General features: G+C 65.0%; 20 protein-coding genes. 11 read left to right on the top strand and 9 right to left on the bottom strand.

What is annotated here, in order from left to right; genetic code table 11:
- Positions 1–40 precede the first annotated feature (40 nt).
- From C4K38_RS11540 to C4K38_RS11530, 3 genes are all read left to right on the top strand, one after another.
- Positions 41–481 carry a CBS domain-containing protein gene (locus C4K38_RS11540; protein WP_007930897.1) on the top strand — a complete coding sequence of 147 codons (441 nt, stop codon included), beginning with the start codon at positions 41–43 and terminating at the stop codon, positions 479–481.
- Positions 482–678: 197 nt separating this feature from the next.
- On the top strand, positions 679–909 hold the full coding sequence (locus C4K38_RS11535) for a type II toxin-antitoxin system ParD family antitoxin (RefSeq protein WP_053278445.1): 231 nt from the start codon (positions 679–681) through the stop codon (positions 907–909).
- Positions 906–1,235 carry a type II toxin-antitoxin system RelE/ParE family toxin gene (locus tag C4K38_RS11530; protein ID WP_053278444.1) on the top strand — a complete coding sequence of 110 codons (330 nt, stop codon included), beginning with the start codon at positions 906–908 and terminating at the stop codon, positions 1,233–1,235. Before C4K38_RS11535 ends, C4K38_RS11530 begins: the two co-directional genes overlap by 4 nt.
- A gap of 203 nt (positions 1,236–1,438) precedes the next feature.
- Here C4K38_RS11530 and C4K38_RS11525 read toward each other — a convergent pair whose 3' ends face one another.
- A complete protein-coding gene (locus tag C4K38_RS11525; RefSeq protein ID WP_053278443.1) occupies positions 1,439–2,341 on the bottom strand; it encodes a LysR family transcriptional regulator in 903 nt (300 codons plus the stop codon).
- Between the two features lie 128 nt (positions 2,342–2,469).
- Between C4K38_RS11525 and C4K38_RS11520 the strand changes: the two genes are divergently transcribed.
- The 3 genes from C4K38_RS11520 to C4K38_RS11510 all read left to right on the top strand — a co-directional run bounded on the left by C4K38_RS11520 (position 2,470) and on the right by C4K38_RS11510 (position 6,965).
- On the top strand, positions 2,470–3,546 hold the full coding sequence (locus C4K38_RS11520; RefSeq protein WP_053278442.1) for an AbrB family transcriptional regulator: 1,077 nt from the start codon (positions 2,470–2,472) through the stop codon (positions 3,544–3,546).
- 241 nt (positions 3,547–3,787) lie between these two features.
- Complete coding sequence (locus tag C4K38_RS11515; protein WP_414860342.1) at positions 3,788–5,995, top strand: LTA synthase family protein; 2,208 nt, start codon at positions 3,788–3,790, stop codon at positions 5,993–5,995.
- A gap of 130 nt (positions 5,996–6,125) precedes the next feature.
- Positions 6,126–6,965, top strand: coding sequence for an NAD-dependent protein deacetylase (locus tag C4K38_RS11510; RefSeq protein WP_053278440.1), 840 nt, complete (start codon positions 6,126–6,128; stop codon positions 6,963–6,965).
- On the opposite strand, the gene C4K38_RS11505 is transcribed toward C4K38_RS11510, so the two are convergent.
- Entirely contained in the window at positions 6,962–7,867 is a 906-nt protein-coding gene (locus C4K38_RS11505; protein WP_053278439.1) for a LysR family transcriptional regulator, read from the bottom strand. The genes C4K38_RS11510 and C4K38_RS11505 overlap by 4 nt on opposite strands.
- Before the next feature lie 225 nt (positions 7,868–8,092).
- Here C4K38_RS11505 and C4K38_RS11500 point away from each other — a divergent pair, with 225 nt between their 5' ends.
- From C4K38_RS11500 to C4K38_RS11485, 4 genes are all read left to right on the top strand, one after another.
- Positions 8,093–8,791, top strand: coding sequence for a CoA transferase subunit A (locus tag C4K38_RS11500; RefSeq protein WP_007920583.1), 699 nt, complete (start codon positions 8,093–8,095; stop codon positions 8,789–8,791).
- A 32-nt stretch (positions 8,792–8,823) separates the two neighbouring features.
- Positions 8,824–9,483, top strand: a complete 660-nt coding sequence (locus C4K38_RS11495) for a CoA transferase subunit B (RefSeq protein WP_053278438.1) — start codon at positions 8,824–8,826, stop codon at positions 9,481–9,483.
- A gap of 14 nt (positions 9,484–9,497) precedes the next feature.
- The gene (locus C4K38_RS11490; protein ID WP_053278437.1) at positions 9,498–10,676 is read left to right on the top strand and encodes an acetyl-CoA C-acetyltransferase; all 1,179 of its coding nucleotides are present in this window, start codon (positions 9,498–9,500) and stop codon (positions 10,674–10,676) included.
- A gap of 345 nt (positions 10,677–11,021) precedes the next feature.
- Positions 11,022–11,612 carry a hypothetical protein gene (locus C4K38_RS11485; RefSeq protein WP_053278436.1) on the top strand — a complete coding sequence of 197 codons (591 nt, stop codon included), beginning with the start codon at positions 11,022–11,024 and terminating at the stop codon, positions 11,610–11,612.
- A 20-nt stretch (positions 11,613–11,632) separates the two neighbouring features.
- Here C4K38_RS11485 and C4K38_RS11480 read toward each other — a convergent pair whose 3' ends face one another.
- Entirely contained in the window at positions 11,633–12,838 is a 1,206-nt protein-coding gene (locus C4K38_RS11480; RefSeq protein ID WP_053278435.1) for an MFS transporter, read from the bottom strand.
- A gap of 72 nt (positions 12,839–12,910) precedes the next feature.
- Positions 12,911–13,837: a LysR family transcriptional regulator gene (locus C4K38_RS11475; protein ID WP_053278434.1), complete on the bottom strand. Its 927-nt coding sequence runs from the start codon at positions 13,835–13,837 to the stop codon at positions 12,911–12,913.
- A gap of 136 nt (positions 13,838–13,973) precedes the next feature.
- Here C4K38_RS11475 and lysA point away from each other — a divergent pair, with 136 nt between their 5' ends.
- The gene (gene lysA / locus C4K38_RS11470) at positions 13,974–15,212 is read left to right on the top strand and encodes a diaminopimelate decarboxylase (RefSeq protein ID WP_053278433.1); all 1,239 of its coding nucleotides are present in this window, start codon (positions 13,974–13,976) and stop codon (positions 15,210–15,212) included.
- Positions 15,213–15,354: 142 nt separating this feature from the next.
- Here the strand turns inward: lysA and C4K38_RS11465 are convergent, their stop codons facing one another.
- The 5 genes from C4K38_RS11465 to C4K38_RS11445 form a co-directional block, all read right to left on the bottom strand.
- Positions 15,355–15,648: a DUF3144 domain-containing protein gene (locus C4K38_RS11465; RefSeq protein ID WP_053278432.1), complete on the bottom strand. Its 294-nt coding sequence runs from the start codon at positions 15,646–15,648 to the stop codon at positions 15,355–15,357.
- Positions 15,649–15,749: 101 nt separating this feature from the next.
- On the bottom strand, positions 15,750–16,379 hold the full coding sequence (locus tag C4K38_RS11460) for a glutathione S-transferase family protein (RefSeq protein ID WP_053278431.1): 630 nt from the start codon (positions 16,377–16,379) through the stop codon (positions 15,750–15,752).
- Between the two features lie 39 nt (positions 16,380–16,418).
- On the bottom strand, positions 16,419–17,333 hold the full coding sequence (locus C4K38_RS11455) for a hypothetical protein (protein WP_053278430.1): 915 nt from the start codon (positions 17,331–17,333) through the stop codon (positions 16,419–16,421).
- A gap of 41 nt (positions 17,334–17,374) precedes the next feature.
- The gene (rtcA, locus tag C4K38_RS11450; protein WP_053278429.1) at positions 17,375–18,406 is read right to left on the bottom strand and encodes an RNA 3'-terminal phosphate cyclase; all 1,032 of its coding nucleotides are present in this window, start codon (positions 18,404–18,406) and stop codon (positions 17,375–17,377) included.
- An 8-nt stretch (positions 18,407–18,414) separates the two neighbouring features.
- The gene (locus C4K38_RS11445) at positions 18,415–19,203 is read right to left on the bottom strand and encodes a nucleotidyltransferase domain-containing protein (RefSeq protein WP_053278428.1); all 789 of its coding nucleotides are present in this window, start codon (positions 19,201–19,203) and stop codon (positions 18,415–18,417) included.
- Between the last annotated feature and the right edge of the window lie 12 nt (positions 19,204–19,215).

Raw genomic sequence — 19,215 nt, 5'->3', positions numbered from 1 at the left:
CGGCGCCAGGCCGTCCCAGGCAAAACAACAGGAGCGCCCCATGAAGAGCGTCGCTGAAGTACTGAAGTTGAAGGCCAAGCACAACCAGCAAGTGCACACCATCGCGCCCCACCAGATGGTGCTCGAGGCGCTAATGCTGATGGCCGAGAAGAACGTCGGCGCCCTGCCCGTGATGCAGAACGGCGAAGTGGTCGGGGTGATCAGCGAACGCGACTACGCGCGCAAACTGGTGCTGCACGGCCGCTCCTCGGTGGGCACGCCGGTCAGCGCGATCATGAGTTCGCCGGTGATCACCGTGGACTCGCACCAGAGCGTGGAAACCTGCATGGGCATCATGACCGACAGCCACCTGCGGCACCTGCCGGTGGTGGAAGACGGCCAGTTGCTGGGTCTGCTGTCGATCGGCGACCTGGTCAAGGAAGCCATCGCCGAACAGGCCGACCTGATCCGCCAGCTGGAACAGTACATTCGCGGCGAATAAGCCCTCTCCTCCCCAATACCATCCCCCGCAGGAGCCAGTTTGTCGGCGAAGAGGCCCACAAGCCGGCTCCTGCATCGCAAGCATCCCGCCGACTCGCTCGCCGCAATCGGGCACAGTGGGACTCCTCTTCATCGACTGTGGCAAGGCCAGGTTAGCGGCGTATACTTTGGCAAATTTTGTCAAAAGCGGACAAAACCATGAGCACCATGAACATTTCTCTGCCAGAGGCCCTCAAGGCCTTCGTCGATGATCAGGTCAGCCAGCGGGGCTACAGCACCAGCAGCGAGTACGTGCGGGAGCTGATCCGCAAGGATCAGGATCGACAGCACCTGCGCGGCCTGCTACTGGCAGGGGCTGAGTCGGCTCCTGGCACTCCGGTGGACGGTCATTACTTCGACGCTCTGCGCGCCAGGGTTCGTAAGGAATGAAGGCACAGCGGGTCATTCCAAGGGCTCTGGCCAATCAGGATGTAGAGGACGCTATCGATTACTACCTGGCTCAACAGGCCGAGCAGGCAGCCTTGGGTTTCATCGACGATCTGCAAGCCGCCTATGCCCATATCGCCCGGCATCCGGCCTCAGGCCTTTCCCGCTACACCCATGAGCTCGACTTGCCAGGGCTTCTCTACTGGCCACTAAGCCGCTATCCCTATCTGGTGTTCTACGCCCGGCACGATGACCACATTGACGTGTGGCGCGTCCTGCACGCCATGCGGGACATTCCCGCCTCGCTGACGGAAAGCTCCGCACACTGATCGACCAGCAAGCAAACCGCCCTGCCTGAGCACACAGCTCGCGATCGACCGCGTAGCGGTCGCAAAACCTATGCATGCGGTTTACCTGATGTCGCGCATTGGCTGCCATAGCGCCGGCTTTGCCGGCTATCGCGAGCAATCGAGCGTCGACCGGCTGCTCCTACACAAAAGCCCCCGGCGCTCAGCCGGTTATCAGGCACGGATCAACCCGCGGTGAAGAACTGCCGCCCATCCTGCTTGAGCAGATCCAGCAGCAACTGGGCCGCCGGCGACAGGTAGCCTTCGGTCCGCACCAGCACCACGATGCTGCGATGCATGCGGGTTTGCGCCAGCGGCACTTCCCGTAGGTGGGCGATGCCCTTGAAGTCGTCCAGGGTTTCCCGGGCCAGGAAGCTCAGCAGCCCGGTCTTGGCGATCAGCCGCGGCAGCAGGGAGATGGTGTTGGTCTCGATCTGCACCGACGGCAACGGCAGCTTGTGACTCTGGAACACGTTGTCGATCCAGCGCCGGGCCGAGACCCCGGTCCCCGGCAGCACCCAGCGGTAGTCGCACAGGTCGCGCAGGCGCATCGGCGTGCCGAACACCGGATGGTCGCGGCTGGCCACCACCACGGCCTGGTCTTCGAACAGAGTGTGGTGGCTCAGGTGCGGGTCGCCCTCGAACAGCGGGCAGATCACCATGTCCAGGCGCCCCGAGCGCAGGGATTCGCGAAGCACGTCGTCCTGGCCGATCACCAGGTTCAGGGTGATGTCCGGAGCGCGCTCCAGCAAAGTCGCGGTCATCTGCGGCAGCAGGTGTTCGGCCATGCTGGCGGCGCAGCCCAGGCGGATATTGCCGAGCACGCCGCTGGCAAAATCGCGCACCTCGCGATGGGTCTCGGCGATGTTCTGCTGCAACTGCCGGGCACGCTGTTGCAGCAACACGCCCACCGCCGTCAGCTTGATCCGCCGTCCGTCGCGCTCGAACAGCTTGGTGCCGAAGGACTCCTCCAGGCGCTGGATGCTTTTGGTCAGCGCCGGTTGGCTGCGATTGAGCTTCTGCGCCGCGCGTCCGAGGTGGCCGAGCTCGGCGATGGTTTCGAAATAGGTCAGGTCGCGCAGGTCCATAATCGATAAACCAGAGTTATTGGTTGATCACAATTAGAAACTGGACTTGATCAATTGCGCTATCAATAATTTGCTCCGAAGCGCTGGTAGCAACGGTCCCGCAACAGGAACGGCCAGCGCGCTGGAGAATGCCCTTGCCTCGTCCCTCGCCTTTGTCCCTGTCCGCCTGGCCCCTTGCCCTGCAATGGCTGGCGCTGCTGATCCTCGCCGGCGGCGCCGGGCAGTTGCTAAAACATTTCCAAGTGCCTGCCGGGCAGTTCCTCGGGCCGATGCTGGTGGCTATCGCTTTCGGCGTCAGCGGCGCCAGCATCCGCGTGCCGCGCCAGGCCTTCCGCCTCGGCCAGGGCTCGGTCGGGGTCCTGGCCGCCCACTCCATGACCATGGCGGTGCTGGCCTCGATGGCGCAGTCCTGGCATGTGATGCTGTTCGCCACCCTGCTCACCGTCTGCCTCAGCGCCCTGGTCGGCCTGGCGCTGGTGCGTCTAGGCGGCCTGGCACCCAGCACCGCGGCCTGGGGCACCGCTCCGGGAGCGGCCTCGGCCATGGTGGCGATGGCCGACGATTTCGGCGCCGACTCGCGGGTGGTGGCCACCATGCAGTACGTGCGGGTGGTGTGCGTGGTGATGATCGGCGCCCTGGCCAGCCACTGGATCGGCGTCCCGGCCGGCGGCAGCCAGGCCCACAGCACCGAGGTGGTCCTGCAGACCTTCACCCTGCTCAACCTCGGCCTGACCCTGGGCACCATAGTGCTGGGCGTGCTGCTCGGTTCGCGGGTGCCGGCCGGGGCCCTGCTGGTGCCGCTGCTGATTGGCGGCGCGCTGCAGATCTCCGGGCTGCTGCACATCACCCTGCCCGGCTGGCTGCTGGCCCTGGCCTACGGCGCCATCGGCTGCTACATCGGCCTGCGCTTCGACCGGCCGACCCTGCGCTACGTCTGGACCCGCCTGCCGGCGATGATCTTCGGCGCGGTGCTGCTGATCGCCCTCTGTGCGCTGTCGGCCTGGCTGCTGGCGCACTGGCTGGACAAGGACTTCCTCTCGGTCTACCTCGCCACCAGCCCCGGCGGCCTGGACGCCATGACGATCATCGCGGTGGACACCCACGCCGACGTCGGCCTGGTGCTGGCCATGCAGACCCTGCGGCTGTTCGCGGTGATCGTCAGCGGCGCGTTTTTCGCCCGGCTGATCATCAAGTGGGCCAGCTGAACCCTGACGCCGCGCGTCTTTAAACACTCTGAAATAGTAAATCCAAGCGCCATCCCCTCCTTCCCTGGCCCCGCCGCCAAGTGCCTGAATACGGGCTTCAAGCCACTGTCCTGCAGCCCCCCGGGCTGTTTCGCCAGCGGCCCGGAACCTTATTTCCTTCTCGAATAAGAAACGTCTTGCCGCCAGCTGTTGTTACCATGGCGCACATTTGCGTGACGATTTAATGACTGGCAGGTTTTTTGTGAATTTCATCCGGCGTGTTTTCCATCATCCCCTGGCGCCCCTCGGCGCACTGCTGAGCCTGGTGCTGCTCGTGCCCCTGGTGGCGCGTGCGCTGCTCGGCTGGTCCGATCCCCTGGGCTATCTCTCGGACCTGGGCACCGCGGGCCTGTTGACCCTGCTGCTGTACCGCCGGCCCTGGTGGCTGGCCTTGCCGGTGCTGCTGGTGTGGGCCCTGCTGAGCATCGCCAGCGCCGAGCTGGTCAGCGCCGTGGGCCGCCTGCCTAATGCCTCTGACCTGCATTACCTGTTCGACCCGCAGTTCGTCGGCAACTCCACCGGCGGCGGCCTGGCCCATCCCTGGCTGGCGGCGGCGCTGCTGTCCGGGTTGGCGTTGTGGTTGGCCGTGCAATGGGCAGCCCGCGGCACCCGCGCCCCGCGCCTGCCGCGCCATGCCTGGACCGCCCCGGTGCTGCTGTGGCTGGCCCATGGCGGCGTGCAATACCTGAACCCCAGCGAAACCGATCAATGGCGCCTGTTCAACCTGCCGCACCAATTGCTCGCGGCCGCGGCCGGCCAAGGCCAGGTGCAGCTGGAACAATGGCTGGAAGGCGACGTGCCCGAACTGCCGGTGCAGATGGCCGGCCTGACCCAGCTCGACCTCGACGGCGAGCCGCTGCTGGCCGCCCCGGGCCAGGCGCGCAACGTGCTGGTGATCGCCCTGGAAGGCATTCCCGGGGCCTATATCAAGACCAACCGCGAGGCCCTGCACAGCCGCTACCAGGACAACCTGATGCCCAAGCTCAGCGCCTGGGCCGAACGCGGCATGAACACCCCGGACTACGTACTGCACAGCCACCAGACCATCCGCGGCCTGTACGCCATGCTCTGCGGCGACTACGACAAGCTCGACAACGGTACGCCCAAGGGCATCGAGCTGCTGACCCAAAGCCAGCGCAACCAGGCCTGCCTGCCGGCCCAACTGCGCAAGCAGGGTTTCAATACCCATTACCTGCAAGGCGCCGGCCTGCGCTTCATGGCCAAAGACAAGATCATGCCGCATATCGGCTTCGACTCGACCCACGGCCTGGAGTGGTTCAGCAACGCCAACTACCTGGACTTCCCCTGGGGCAAGGACGACAAGGCCTTCTTCGAAGGCGCGCTGGACTATGTCGGCCAACTGAAAAAGCAGAAGCAGCCGTGGATGCTCACCCTGCTGACCGTCGGCACCCACCAGCCCTACTCCGCGCCGGAGGAATACCTCAACCGCTTCGACACACCCAAGCAGGCCGCGGTGGCCTACCTGGACGATGCCATCGGCCAGTTCATGGACCAGCTGGAGCGCCAGGGCGTGCTGAAGGACACCCTGGTGGTGATCACCTCGGATGAGTCCCACGGCATCGATGGCGTGCGCCTGGCATCGTCCTGGGGCTTCAACCTGATGCTCGCCCCGGAGCAGGCGCAGTTACCCAAACTCAAGTCCGGGACCTACGGCCATGTCGACCTGAGCGCCTCGGTGCTCGACTATTTCGGTTTCCAGGTACCGGACAGCCTCAGCGGTCGCTCGCTATTCCGTGACTACACCCTGGGCCGGGAAATCATGTCCTACACCAACGGCAAGCTGCGTTATCACGATGGCCAGGGCACCCTGACCGAATGCGATTTCCAGCAGCGCTGCCGCTACTACGCCAGCCCCGGCTTTATCGCCGACAGCGCCACCTTCAAGGGCCAGTACGGCGGCCTGCGGGCGCGCCAGATCAGCGCCCGGGCCGAAGGCCTGGACCGCACCCTGCTGCAATCGCCACTGAACCTGCACTACCAGTTCGGCAGCCCGGCGATCATCCCGCTGCAAGCGCAGATCAAGGACGACTGGGCCGACAACCTGATCGGCGCGCAGTACCTGGAAATGCCCAAGGGCTCGCTGACCCGCGTGCGCTTCACCGTGCGCTCGGCCGACCCGCAGCAGAACGCCTACATCCTGCTCAAGGGCAAGGAGCGCGAACAGGACGTGGCCCTGGGCCTGCCGGAAGAGATGCTGGTCACCCCCGACCAGCCGCTGGAAATGGACTTCAGCTTCGCCAACCCGGAATCGCGCAAGGCCTTCTCCTTCCACCTGCTGGGCTACGGCCTGGGCGCGGTGGAAGTCAGTGACTTCAGCGTGATCACCGAACTGCCGGGGCAAGAAGAAACCAGCGAAGAACCCCAGGACGACAGCGCGCAGTCCTCCTGAATCGCCTCCCCGGGAAGCTGGACGGCGGCACCACCGTCCAGCTCCCGCGCCCTTGTCTAAACTCCTCGTCAGGCACAAGGTATGGCCTCGCTGCGGTCCGCAGCGCCACCACCAGAGTAGGAGGACGCACATGACCGACAGCCTGGACAACCCTCTGGAGCAGTTGCAGCGACTGATGGCCGAGCGCCCCTTCCTGGTCCTCACCGGCGCCGGCATCAGCACCCCTTCGGGCATTCCCGACTACCGCGACAACGACGGCGTGCGTCGCGGCAGCCAACCGATGATGTACCAGGAGTTCCTGGCCGAGCCCAAGGCCCGGCGGCGCTACTGGGCGCGGGCCATGCTCGGCTGGCCGCGGATCCGCCAGGCGCGGCCGAACGCGGCCCACGAGGCCCTGGCGCATTTGCAGGCGCGGCAGAAGATCGCCGGGGTGATCACCCAGAACGTCGACACCCTGCATGATCAAGCCGGCAGCCGCGACGTGATCGAACTGCACGGCAATCTGCACCGGGTGGTCTGCCTCGATTGCAGCCAACGCAGCGATCGGCAGGCGATCCAGCAGTTGCTGGAACTGCACAACCCTTATCTGGCTGGCGTCGACGCGGTGCAGGCGCCTGACGGCGACACCCTGCTCGACCCGATGTTCGAAGAGCGTTTTCAGGTGCCCCGCTGCCCCCATTGCGATGGCGAGCGGCTGAAACCGGATGTGGTGTTCTTCGGCGAGAACATGGCCCAGGCCACCGCCGCCAAAGCCATGCACAGCACCGAACAGGCCGCCGGCTTGCTGGTGGTGGGTTCGTCCCTGATGGCCTATTCGGCCTTTCGCCTGTGCAAGGTCATGGCCGACCAGGGCAAGCCGCTGATCGCCATCAACTTCGGCAAGACCCGCGCCGACGAACTGCTGGACCTGAAGATTGCCGCCTCCTGCGAGCAGCTGTTGCCGCTGCTGGCCGAGCGCCTGACCTCCTAGGAGGCCACCGACAGGCGCTCGGCCAGACCGGCCCCGCGCAGAATGTCGAACAGCGCCTGGGCCGCGCTCGACAGTTCATGCCCGGGGTTGGTCAGCACGCCGATGGCCCGCTCCACCACCGGGTCGCGCAGGGTGATGCAGCGGGCGCCCAGCTCGCGCATCTGCCCGGCGCACAGGGCCGGCACCGCGCTGACGCCAAGACCGCTGGCAACCATGCGCCCCACCGTCGCCAGTTGATGGCTTTCGAATTCCACCGGCAGTTTCATGTCCCGCGCCCGCAGATGTTCTTCGAGCATCACCCGCACCGTGGACGGTCGTTGCAGGGTGATAAAAGGCTGTTCCAGCAGCGACTGCCAATCGATGTCCTTCAGGTTGGCCAGGGGTGAATCGCTGGGCACCACGGCGACGAAGCGGTCGATGTACAGCGGGGTGAATTGCAGCGACGCGCTTTGCTGCGGCTCGAAAGCCACCCCCAGTTCCACCTGGCGATCGCGGACCATTTCCAGCACCTGCTCGTTGATCACGTCGTTGACCGTGACGTTGACCTGCGGGTACCGCGCGCGAAAGGTCTTGAGAATCGGCGGCAGCAGGTTGCCGGCAAAGGACGGCATGGCCGCCAGGGTCACCCGCCCGCGTTGCAGGGTGAAGCGCTGGCGCAGTTCGTCCTCGGCGTTGTCCCAGTCGGCGATCAGGCGCCGCGCCAGGGGCACCAGGGCCTCGCCTTCCGGGGTCAGGGCGACGTTGCGCGTGTTGCGGCTGAACAGCCGCCCGCCCAGGCCGTCCTCCAGGGCCTTGATGGTCAGGCTCAGGGCCGACTGCGACAGGTGCAGGCGCTCGCAGGCCACGGCGAAACTCAGGCTCTGGGCCACGGCCAGGAAGGCGCGGATCTGTTTGACGGTCATTCGGAGCTCCAAGAAAGAGGCAGCTGCAAGCTAGATGCGGCTTGCGGCTTGCGGCTTGCGGCTTGCGGCTTGCGGCTTGCGGCCAATTGTTCTGTTTTATAAATCAATCAACCTTAAAAATAAACTTAACAAATGAATTCCTCGGCGCAACACTGCTGTCCACTCTATTCATACGGTCAGCCAGCCGGCTGGCAACGCAAATACCAATAACAAGAGGATGTGCAGATGGCAGGTTTCGACAAGCGCGTGGCGTCCTACGAGGAAGCCCTCGAAGGTCTCAAGGACGGCATGACCGTGATCTCCGGCGGCTTCGGCCTGTGCGGCATTCCGGAAAACCTGATCGCCGAGATCAAGCGTCGCGGCACCCGCGACCTGACCGTGGTCTCCAACAACTGCGGCGTCGACGGCTTCGGCCTCGGCGTGCTGCTGGAGGACCGGCAGATCAGCAAGGTGGTGGCCTCCTACGTCGGTGAAAACGCCCTGTTCGAGAAGCAACTGCTGAGCGGCGAAATCGAAGTGGTACTGACCCCCCAAGGCACCCTGGCCGAGAAAATGCGCGCCGGCGGCGCCGGTATCCCGGCCTTCTTCACCGCCACCGGCGTCGGCACCCCGGTCGCCGACGGCAAGGAAACCCGTGAATTCAACGGCCGTGCCTACCTGATGGAAGAGTCCATCACCGGCGACTTCGCCATCGTCAAAGGCTGGAAGGCCGACCACTTCGGCAACGTGGTCTACCGCCACACCGCCCAGAACTTCAACCCGCTGGCGGCCACCGCCGGCAAGATCACCGTGGTCGAGGTCGAAGAGATCGTCGAACCGGGCGAGTTGGACCCGACGCAGATCCACACCCCCGGCATCTACGTCGACCGGATCATTTGCGGCACGTTCGAAAAACGCATCGAACAGCGCACCGTGCGCAAGTAATCGCCCGCCCAACGACTGACGGAGAATAAAAAATGGCTCTTACCCGCGAACAAATGGCTCAACGCGTCGCCCGCGAACTGCAGGACGGCTTCTACGTGAACCTCGGCATCGGCATCCCGACCCTGGTGGCCAACTACATCCCCGCCGGCATGGAAGTGATGCTGCAATCGGAAAACGGCCTGCTCGGCATGGGCGCCTTCCCCACCGACGACGAAGTCGATGCGGACATGATCAACGCCGGCAAGCAGACCGTCACCGCGCGCATCGGCGCGTCGATTTTCTCTTCCGCCGAATCCTTCGCGATGATCCGTGGCGGCCATATCGACCTCACCGTGCTCGGCGCCTTCGAGGTCGACGTGCAGGGCAACATCGCCTCCTGGATGATCCCCGGCAAGCTGGTCAAGGGCATGGGCGGCGCCATGGACCTGGTGGCCGGCGCGGACAACATCATCGTCACCATGACCCACGCCTCGAAAGACGGCGAGTCGAAACTGCTGTCGCGCTGCAGCCTGCCGCTGACCGGCGCCAACTGCATCAAGCGCGTGCTGACCGACCTGGCTTACCTGGAGATCGAGAACGGCGCGTTCATCCTCAAGGAGCGCGCCCCGGGCGTGAGCGTCGAGGAAATCGTCAGCAAGACCGCCGGCAAGCTGATCGTGCCGGCCCACGTGCCTGAAATGCAGTTCGCCTGAGGAGCAACCAGACCATGCAAGACGTCGTAATCGTTGCCGCCACCCGCACCGCGGTCGGCAGTTTCCAGGGTTCGCTGGCGAACATTTCCGCGGTCGATCTCGGCGCCGCGGTGATCCGCCAGCTGCTGGCCCAGACCGGCCTGGACGGCGCCCAGGTCGATGAAGTGATCATGGGCCAGGTGCTCACCGCCGGCGCCGGACAGAACCCCGCGCGCCAAGCCGCGATCAAGGCCGGCCTGCCCCACGCCGTGCCGGCGCTGACCCTGAACAAGGTCTGCGGCTCCGGCCTCAAGGCCCTGCACCTGGGCGCCCAGGCGATCCGCTGCGGCGACGCCGAGGTGATCATCGCCGGCGGCCAGGAAAACATGAGCCTGGCCAACTACGTGCTGCCCGGCGCCCGCACCGGCCTGCGCATGGGTCACAGCCAGATCGTCGACACCATGATCAGCGATGGCCTGTGGGATGCCTTCAACGACTACCACATGGGCATCACCGCCGAGAACCTGGTGGACAAATACGGCATCAGCCGCGAAGCCCAGGACGCCTTTGCCGCCGCCTCGCAGCAGAAGGCCGTGGCCGCCATCGAAGGCGGACGTTTCGTCGATGAAATCACCCCGATCCTGATTCCCCAGCGCAAGGGCGACCCAATTGCCTTCGCCACCGACGAACAGCCGCGCGCCGGCACCACCGCCGAATCCCTGGGCAAGCTCAAGCCAGCCTTCAAGAAAGACGGCACGGTCACCGCCGGCAACGCCTCGTCGCTGAACGACGGCGCCGCCGCGGTGATCCTGATGAGCGCCGCCAAAGCCAAGGCCCTGGGCCTGCCGGTGCTGGCGAAGATCGCCGCCTACGCCAACGCCGGGGTCGACCCGGCGATCATGGGCATCGGCCCGGTATCGGCCACCCGCCGCTGCCTGGACAAGGCCGGCTGGTCCCTGGAGCAGCTGGACCTGATCGAAGCCAACGAAGCCTTCGCCGCCCAGTCGCTGTCGGTGGGCAAGGAGCTGGGTTGGGATGCGAGCAAGGTCAACGTCAACGGCGGCGCCATCGCCCTCGGCCACCCGATCGGCGCCTCGGGCTGCCGGGTGCTGGTGACCCTGCTGCACGAGATGCTCAAGCGCGATGCCAAAAAAGGCCTGGCGACCCTGTGCATCGGCGGCGGTCAGGGCGTGGCGTTGGCGATCGAGCGCTAACTTACCGCGCACCACGGCCGGCCCTCGGACCCACGACATCCGGCGGCCAGCCGGCAACACACCCGGCGCACCTCATGGTGCGCCGGGTTTATTTTGCGGCCCGGCAGACGCTGAACAGAGGCCTCTGGCAGCCGCCCATCCGTCAGCTACATTCAACTCATACGGCTGGCGAGACCCGTTTTCCACTCCTTCCTGCCCACTGACTCACGGCTGAAACAGTCCCGGTCGGTGCGCGGTGCGTTATCTGTCGAAGCCGGATCACAGCGCTCAAGCCCGCATGGGCAGAGCGCGGCCTGCCACCCAGTCCTTTGCCTCCTGCATCGACCCGATAACGAGGAGCGGAACATGCGCCTGATCAGATGCCTGCTCTACACCGGCTTTTGCATATTGCTGACGGGGCTGGCCGGCCTCCAGGCCAGTGCCGGCCCCTCCTTCGACGCGGACAGAAAAGGGCTCGAGAAACTCTCGGCCAACGCCGGCGCCGAGCTGCACCGGGGCTTTCAGAAATTCCACGAAATGCTGATGTACCTCGAACTGAAGGAACCCCTGCATGCCACCGAGGCCAAGGCAGCGGCCCTGCAACACTTCAACGAGTCAGCCGTGCTGTTCAAGAAAGTCACTGCAAGCGCCCCCGAGCGGAAGATCCTCTACCAGCCCCGGGATGACAGTGAAAAAGAAGCCATCGCCGCCTTCCAGGACCGCTTGAAGGAGCTGGGTATCGCTGAACCCGACACCGAGAAGCAGCTGGCCAACCTGGCCGTCACTGCGGTGACCAAGCATATCCATGTGCTGGAAAAGTCCAGCTTCAAGGCGACCAAGGCCGACTACAGTCCCTTGCGCAAGGCCCTGCGCTCACAAGCCCTGCTGCTCGACCTGGGCATCCTGACCTCGATTGTCTGGAGCCTGTCGGCCGACCAGCCCGGCGGGAGCAGCTAGCGCCTTGCCCCGAGAGGCGGTCACTGCGATTTCGGCTTGCCCATCAGCAACAGCAACGACAAAGCGGCAAACCCCGCCCCGGCGTAGAACGTCAGCGCCGCGCCGTGGGTCTGCCACAGCCAGCCGGCGATCACGCTGGCCAGCAACAGGGCGATCCCGCTCAGCAGGTTGAACACGCCAAAGGCGGTGCCCTTGAGATCGGCGGGCGTGGTGTCGGCCACCAGGGTGGCGAGGATGCCCTGGCTGAAACCCATGTGCAGGCCCCACAGGGCGACGCCGAGCAGCACCATCGGCACCGATTCGGCATAGGCCAGCACCAGGTCGGCGAGGATCAGCAACAGCAGGCCGACGCTGAGCAAGGCGCTGCGGTTGATGTGGTCCGACCATTTGCCGACCGGATAGGCCGAGACCATGTAGAACCCGGCCATGACCACCATCACCAGTGGCACCCAGGCGGCGGAAAAGCCCAGTTGCTGGGCCCGCAGCACCAGGAATGCCTCGCTGAAACGGGCCAGGGTGAAGGCCGCGCCGATGGCCACCACCCACCAGTAATGCCGGGAAAAACGCCGCAGCGAGGCCAGGCGCAATGGCGACCGGAAGTGCCGGGTGCCGGGGGCATGTTCGGGTTCACGGATGGCGAAGATCAGCAGCGCCACGGCCACCACTGCGGGGATCACCGCCAGCCACAGGACATGGGCGATATCGTTGGCCAGCCACAGCATCAGGCCGATGGCCAGGATCGGCCCGAGGAACGCCCCTACGGTGTCCAGCGACTGGCGCAGGCCAAAACAGGCGCCACGAATTTCCGCCGGGGCCACGTCCGCCACCAGGGCATCCCGGGGTGCGCCGCGAATGCCCTTGCCGATGCGGTCCAGCAGGCGCGCGCTGAACACCAGTTCCGCCGAACTCGCCAGGGGGAACAGCGGCTTGGTCAGCGCCGCCAGGCCGTAACCCAGCAGCAGGAGCTCCTTGCGCCGGCCGATAAAGTCACTGATGGCGCCGGAAAAGACTTTCACGATCAGCGCCGTGGCTTCCGCCACGCCCTCGATGATGCCGACCACCAGCATGCTGATCCCCAGGGTACCGACCATGTACAGGGGCAACAGGCTGTGTACCAGCTCGGACGACAGGTCCATGAACAGGCTGACCAGTCCCAGCGCCCAGACGGTGCGCGGAATGCCGCGGCTCAGGTGTTTCCCGGATTCGCTCGTTACAGGTCCCGCCATGACAGACATCCCCCAGGGTTTACCAAGAATCCGGTTGTTCCAAGCCTAGGCCGACAACAGCGGCACTGCCCGTCATGGCTCCCGTTGCAATCGACGCTCGAGGGCCGCGGCCAGGGCCGACGCCTCCTGTTTCAAGGAAGCGCAGAAGGCCTCGACGAAAATCGACGACGGCCGGAAATCCGGGCGGATCAGCATCACCCGATACGGCACCGACAACTGCAGTGGCCGGATCGCCAGGCCCCTGCCCGCCTCCTCCATGGCGCTCAGCGGGTTGATGATCGCCACCCCCAGTTGCTGGCGCACCATGGCACAGACCGAGGCGGCATTGGTGGTTTCGATCACCACCCGGCGGTCGATGCCGGCCTGGCGAAAGTGCTCGTCGAGGGTCTGACGATAAATGTCCAGGCCTGACAGGTTGATGAAATTCACCCCGCGAAAGTCTTCGCTGTGCAGCAGCGGCTTGGCCAGCAACGGATGCCCTTCCGGCAGGATGCACACCATATCGGCGCAGAACAGCAGTTCGCCCTGGGTGCCGCGAGGCAGGTGCTCGCTTTCGGTCAGGCCCAGGTCGTGGCGCTGGGCACTGAGGGACTCTTCCAGCAAGGGCGATTCCTGGGCGGTGATGCTCAGGCCGATGCCGGCGTGGCGCTGCTGGAAGTGCTTGCACACCCGCGGCAGCAGGGTCTGGGAGAACAGCGGCAGGCAGGTCAGGCTCAACTGGCCATGCTCGAAGCGGCGGATCGACTGCGCCACGCTGTTGATCCGCTCCAGGCCGACATAGGCCCGCTCCACCTCCTCCAGCAACAGCATGGCCTGGGCGGTCGGCAGCAGGCGGCCGCCCTCGCGGTCGAACAGGCTCAGCCCGGACAGGCTCTCCAGTCGCGCCAGTTCGCGGCTGACCGTGGGTTGCGAGGTGAACAGCAGGCGCGCCGCGCCGGTGACGCTGCCGGCCTGCATGATGGCGCGGAACACCTCGATATGGCGCAGGGAAATGTCCACCGCTTGCTCCTTGGTTTGCGACTCTAACTTACACAACCCATATCAAAACTGAATCGAGATACAAAGAATAGATATTTTATTGAATACACCGCCCTCGGCATCATGCAGGCCTCTTTCCTCGCCACAGACGATTGCCATGGCCATTCCCTTTTCTCCCGAACAACTGACCGCCGCCGCCCGCCAGTACGGCACCCCGTTGTGGTGCTACGACGCGCGGACCATCAAGGTGCGCATCCAGCAACTGAAGGCCTTCGACGTGGTGCGTTACGCGCAGAAAGCCTGCTCCAACCTGCAGGTGCTGCGCCTGATCCGCGAGGCCGGAGTGCGGGTGGACGCGGTGTCCCTGGGGGAAATCGAACGGGCGCTGCTGGCCGGGTTCAGCCCGGAGGGCGATCCGGCCGGCATCGTCTTCACCTGCGACCTGTTCGACACCGCCACCCTGCAACGGGTGGTGGAGCTGAACATCGAGGTCAACGCCGGTTCCATCGACATGCTGCGCCAGCTCGGCGAGAAATCCCCGGGCCACCGCGTGTGGCTGCGGATCAACCCGGGCTTTGGCCACGGCCATAGCCGCAAGACCAACACCGGCGGCGAAAACAGCAAGCACGGCATCTGGCACGAGCAGGTCGACGAAGCCCTGGCGGTGATCCGCCAGTACGGCCTGAAGCTGGTGGGCCTGCACATGCACATCGGCTCCGGCGTGGACTACGGGCACCTGGAACAGGTCGGCGCGGCCATGGTGGCGGCGGTCAAGTCCCTGGACCACGACATCGAGGCCTTCTCCATCGGAGGCGGCCTGTCCACCCCGTACCGCGCGGGCGACGAGCCGGTGGACGTGCGTCGCTATGCCAATGCCTGGCGCCAGGCCCGCGAGGAAATCGAAGCCTGGCTCGGCCACGGCGTGCGCATGGAAATCGAACCCGGGCGTTTCCTGGTGGCCGAGGCCGGCTGCCTGGTCAGCGAAGTGCGGGTGGTGAAAGATGCTGGCAATCATCACTTCGTGCTGGCCGACACCGGCTTCAACGACCTGATGCGCCCGGCCATGTACGGCGCCTATCACGCCATGAGCCTGATCGACGCCAACGGCCAGTCGGTGCAGCGCGAACCGCGGCCCACTGTGGTCGGCGGCCCGCTGTGCGAGTCCGGCGATATCTTCACCCAGGACGACGAAAGCCTGACCCCGCAGCTACTGCCCCAGGCCCGGGTCGGCGACCTGCTGGTGATCCACGACACCGGCGCCTACGGCGCCAGCATGTCCTCCAACTACAACAGCCGGCCGCTGCTGCCGGAGGTGCTGTTCGAGGACGGCCAGGTGAAACTGATCCGCCGGCGCCAGCCACTGGCGGATCTGCTGGAACTGGAGATGGGGTTGTAAGTCGCTTTTTTTGCGGCGACGCCACTGACGTCATCGCGGGCAAGTCGGATCGCCGCCCGCTCGCTCCTACAGAAGCGCGTGTTGATCGCCACGGCGGAAACGACGCGAACCTGTAGGAGCGAGGCTTGCCCGCGATGCTTTTTCAGCTGTCCTGAGGCGTCATGTAGAGGCTGAAATTCTCGATGTAGTCGGTGAGGTTCTCTTCCATCATCAGGCGGAATTCCTCGACGAAATAATCCACCGCCTGCTGCTTGGCCGCCGCCAGTTCTTCGGCGTTGCGGCAACCGCAGGCGCTGACCCAGGCGGCAAACCGCGAGTTGGCATACATCAGCGAGGCACTGGCCTTGCCGCGGCTGCTGTCGCTGATATGGGTGTTTGCCAGTTCGATGATGGCATCGGCGCGGTTGTAGAAGTCCTGATCCGATTCGTTGGCCAAGGGGCGTTCCTCTTGAGAAGTAGGCATGAAAGAAAGCCGGCGAGTATAAGAGCCTCGCGCTCAACCATCGACGGCTTTCGCTGCATCGCACCTTGCCACACTCAGTCCGGCCAGTGCCGCGCCAGCACCGGCGCCACCTGCGGATGGCGGTCGATGCGCTCCAGCAGCGCGCAGCAGTCGGGGCGTTCGCGGCGCAGATGCTCGCGACTGCCCGCCCAACGCGACACCACCGCCGCGTGAAAATCCAGGGCCGCCAGAGTCGTACTGCTCGCACACAGCTGCGCCGCGAACTGATCGGCGAAGATCTCCCAACTGCGATGCAGGCGCTCCCGAGCTGTTTCCCGCACCCGCGCCTGCAACGGCTCATCGGCGCCCCGCAACCAGCGCTCCGGGTAATCGATCACGCCAATCGCCGAGTAGCAGTTGGCGGCGATATACACCAACCCGCGAATGGCCTGGGCCCGGGCGCCCTCATCCTCCGGCAGCAGCCCGGAGCCTGGATAACGCAGGCCCAGCTCGATCAGGATCGCCGCGCTTTCGGTGAGGATGCTGCCGTCCGGCAGTTGCAGGGTCGGGATCTGTTTCAGCGGATTGAGCCGCGCCAGGGCCACGAGCCCCGGGCAGTCCTCCCAGGGGGTGGCCTCAAGGATGCGGTACGGCACCTGGCAGCACTCCAGGGCGATCTCGACGATGGCAGAACCAGAGCCTTGCGCCCCATAAAGTTGATACATGACCATTCCCTCGGTTGACTGGATCTTGCGGCCGACGGGCTACACAGGTTGTTCATTCCAATGCCGGAAGTCCGCGAGGCGGTAGGTCGGATGCTGATGGATCGCCTCGGCCGGCACTCGCAGGACAGTCCCACGGTAGCTCAGAAGATAGGTGTAATTGCCATACATGATCTTGCGCTCGGGATCCGGATGCGCCTTGAGGAAGGCTTGACGATCGGGATAACCGGTAGGGTCCGGAAACCGTGCCAGCTTATCGAACAGCACCACGTCCTCGGCCACCGCCTCCTGGGCCATATCGACCAGATAACGAGAATAGGTGATATTCATCGAAGGCAAGCGTGGCCCCTTGGCGACCCATCCATCAAGCCGGCGATCCAGATGCCCGAACACTGCACGATAAGCACTCACCAGCAGCGCCCGCCGATAAAGGCTCAGCGGTTTGGGAGCCGCCATGCGCCGCACCAGGAAATGGATCAAGCGGTTGAGCAGCCCGAAGCGCGCGATCTCCAGCCGCATCCCGGCCTTCACCTGCAAGAACTTGCCGCACGCAGAGAACCGGGTCTTGTGATGGACAAGCTTGTTGCGGACGGTGATCGCGTAATCGAAAACCATGATCTCGATATGCCTGAGCAACGGATCGGGCTGCCGGTTCCTGCGGCGGAAAATATTCAGTTTTTCATGGAACAACTTGTCGCTCGTCCCGTACTGCTGGTCGACCATCAGGTCCAGGTAGTCGAAGACCACGGGGAACATTGAAAGATGCTCATGGCTGTCCAGCGACTTGCGGACCAATGAGGAGTGATAGCTGATTGCATTGAAATGGATATGCGACGCTCCGTCCTTGATCGTGGTTTTCTGACAGTAAACCACCAGATCATTGGCGATATCGAACCCCTGCAACAGCTGTTCGGTAAGGCGCAGTTTCTTCTGCAAAAAGACTTCAGTGAAATTCATCCAATACGCTCTTCAGTGGTCCGCCAGCGCAGACCTTCCATTCAATGACGCTGAGGTAGAACCTCGACGCGCAGCCCCCCGTGAGCGCTCGTCGAACACTCGATACGCACCGGCAAAAACGCCTCGATCACCCGGATATTGCTTTGCAGGTGCTCGGTCATGCGCGGGGTGGTGAAGCTCCCGCCACTGGCCAGGGCCATGGGCAGCAGCAGTTGATCGGCCAGGTGCTCGGCCACCGCGGCGCCGGAATCCAGCCAGTCCCGGGCCTGGTCGATGGCGCGGTCGGCCACGCTTTCCGCCCGCAGGCTGCTCTGGCCAAACCCGCTGAACAGCTCGGTCAGGTGCTCGCAGACGAACTCCAGCAACAGCACGTTGCCCGGGCCGCATTGCTCATCCAGCCGCACCGGGCTCAGGTGCTCCCGAGGCAGCTCCAGGCGAGTGCCGACCCGGCGCAATTCGCGTTCCGCCACATGCTCCGGCAGGCCGGCACTCAGGGCCCAGGCCCGGCGCCCTAGCAAATCGCCGCGCTGTTCCAGGTGCAGAGGTTGCAGGGTCGAGGGCTGGATAAAAGCTTCCAGCTCGCCGCCGCCGGCGGGAACAAAGCCATGGCGCAGCAACTGCAACTCCACCTGCCCGCCCATCCGCCGCAGTTGCGGCAGCCAGGCCTGCTGGAGGAAATCCACCGGCGGCGCCAGCGGGTTGTGAGTGCCGCCGCTGATGCTCACGCGGCTGGGCTCCGGGGCCTGCAACAGGGCCGGCAGCAGGGTCTGCAACACCAGGGTGCAGCTGCCGGCGGTGCCGATGGCGAAGCGGTAGTCGCCGCCGCGAATCGGCCCCGGCTCGAAGGTCAGCGCTCGGGAACCCAACTCGGCGCCCAAGACCCTGGCCGCGCAGACCTGCGCCGCCGCCAGCACCGCGGTCAGGTGCTGGCGCAGCAGCCCCGGGCGACTGCGCCGGGCCCGTATGTTGTGGATGCACAGGGTCTTGCCGGTGAGCATCGACAGGCTCAGGGCACTGCGCAGGACCTGGCCGCCGCCGATGGCGCCGTCCAGTTCGATGACATCCTGTTTCATTACATTCCTCAGGCATAACGCCGGACAGTGTCTCGCAAGTAGTCGTCCAGCAAAGCGTTGTCTTGATGGGTGCGCGCCAGCTTGGGCACCGGGCGTTCCAGTTCAGCGGCGATAAAGGCGTGCAGCACCGGGCGCCTCGGCCCGTAAGCGGCCTCGTCGGCGCTGCGTTTCAAGGCCAGCAACTCATCCACCTCGTCCAGCAGTGGCCGGTGGTCGACGGTGCTCAGCAGGTCGGCGAAGATCATCGGCGGGCGGCCGCGCCCCTGATCGATCCAGCGCACCGCCAGCAACGGCCGGAGCACGTAGAAGTACTTCTTGAACCGCACACTGTCGCCTTGCAGGTAACCGCGAAAGTTCTTCCTGGCCATCGACAGGTAATGATTGCGGGCCGCCGGCGGGCTGTAGAAGGCCTCCGCCAGCTCGCGCAGGCGTGCGGTTGCCGCCGGCTCGCTGCGATACACCAGGGGCGAATCCAGCCACTCCAGCAGGGTCGGGTTGGACTTGCGCAGCAACCCCAGGGTCTTGCGCAGTTCCCAGCCGCTGATGTCCAGTTCGTCATCCAGAGGCCGCTCGATCACGTCCCGCCCGGAGTCCACCTGGATGAACCACTCGGGCTTCTCCACATAGACGAAACGCACGTCGTAATCGCTGTCGGTGGAGGCAAAACCCCAGGCCCGACTGCCCGATTCGCAGGCATACAGCACCCGCACATTGCGCTCGCGCTCGATCCGCGCCAGCTCTTCCAGTACCCGTTCGCGCATGGCGCTGCTCAACGGGTGACGCTCATGCAGTTCCATGGTTCCTTGTCC

The sequence above is a fragment of the Pseudomonas chlororaphis subsp. piscium genome (assembly GCF_003850345.1).
GTDB lineage: Bacteria > Pseudomonadota > Gammaproteobacteria > Pseudomonadales > Pseudomonadaceae > Aquipseudomonas > Aquipseudomonas piscium.
This window is presented reverse-complemented; position numbering and strand designations above follow the sequence as displayed.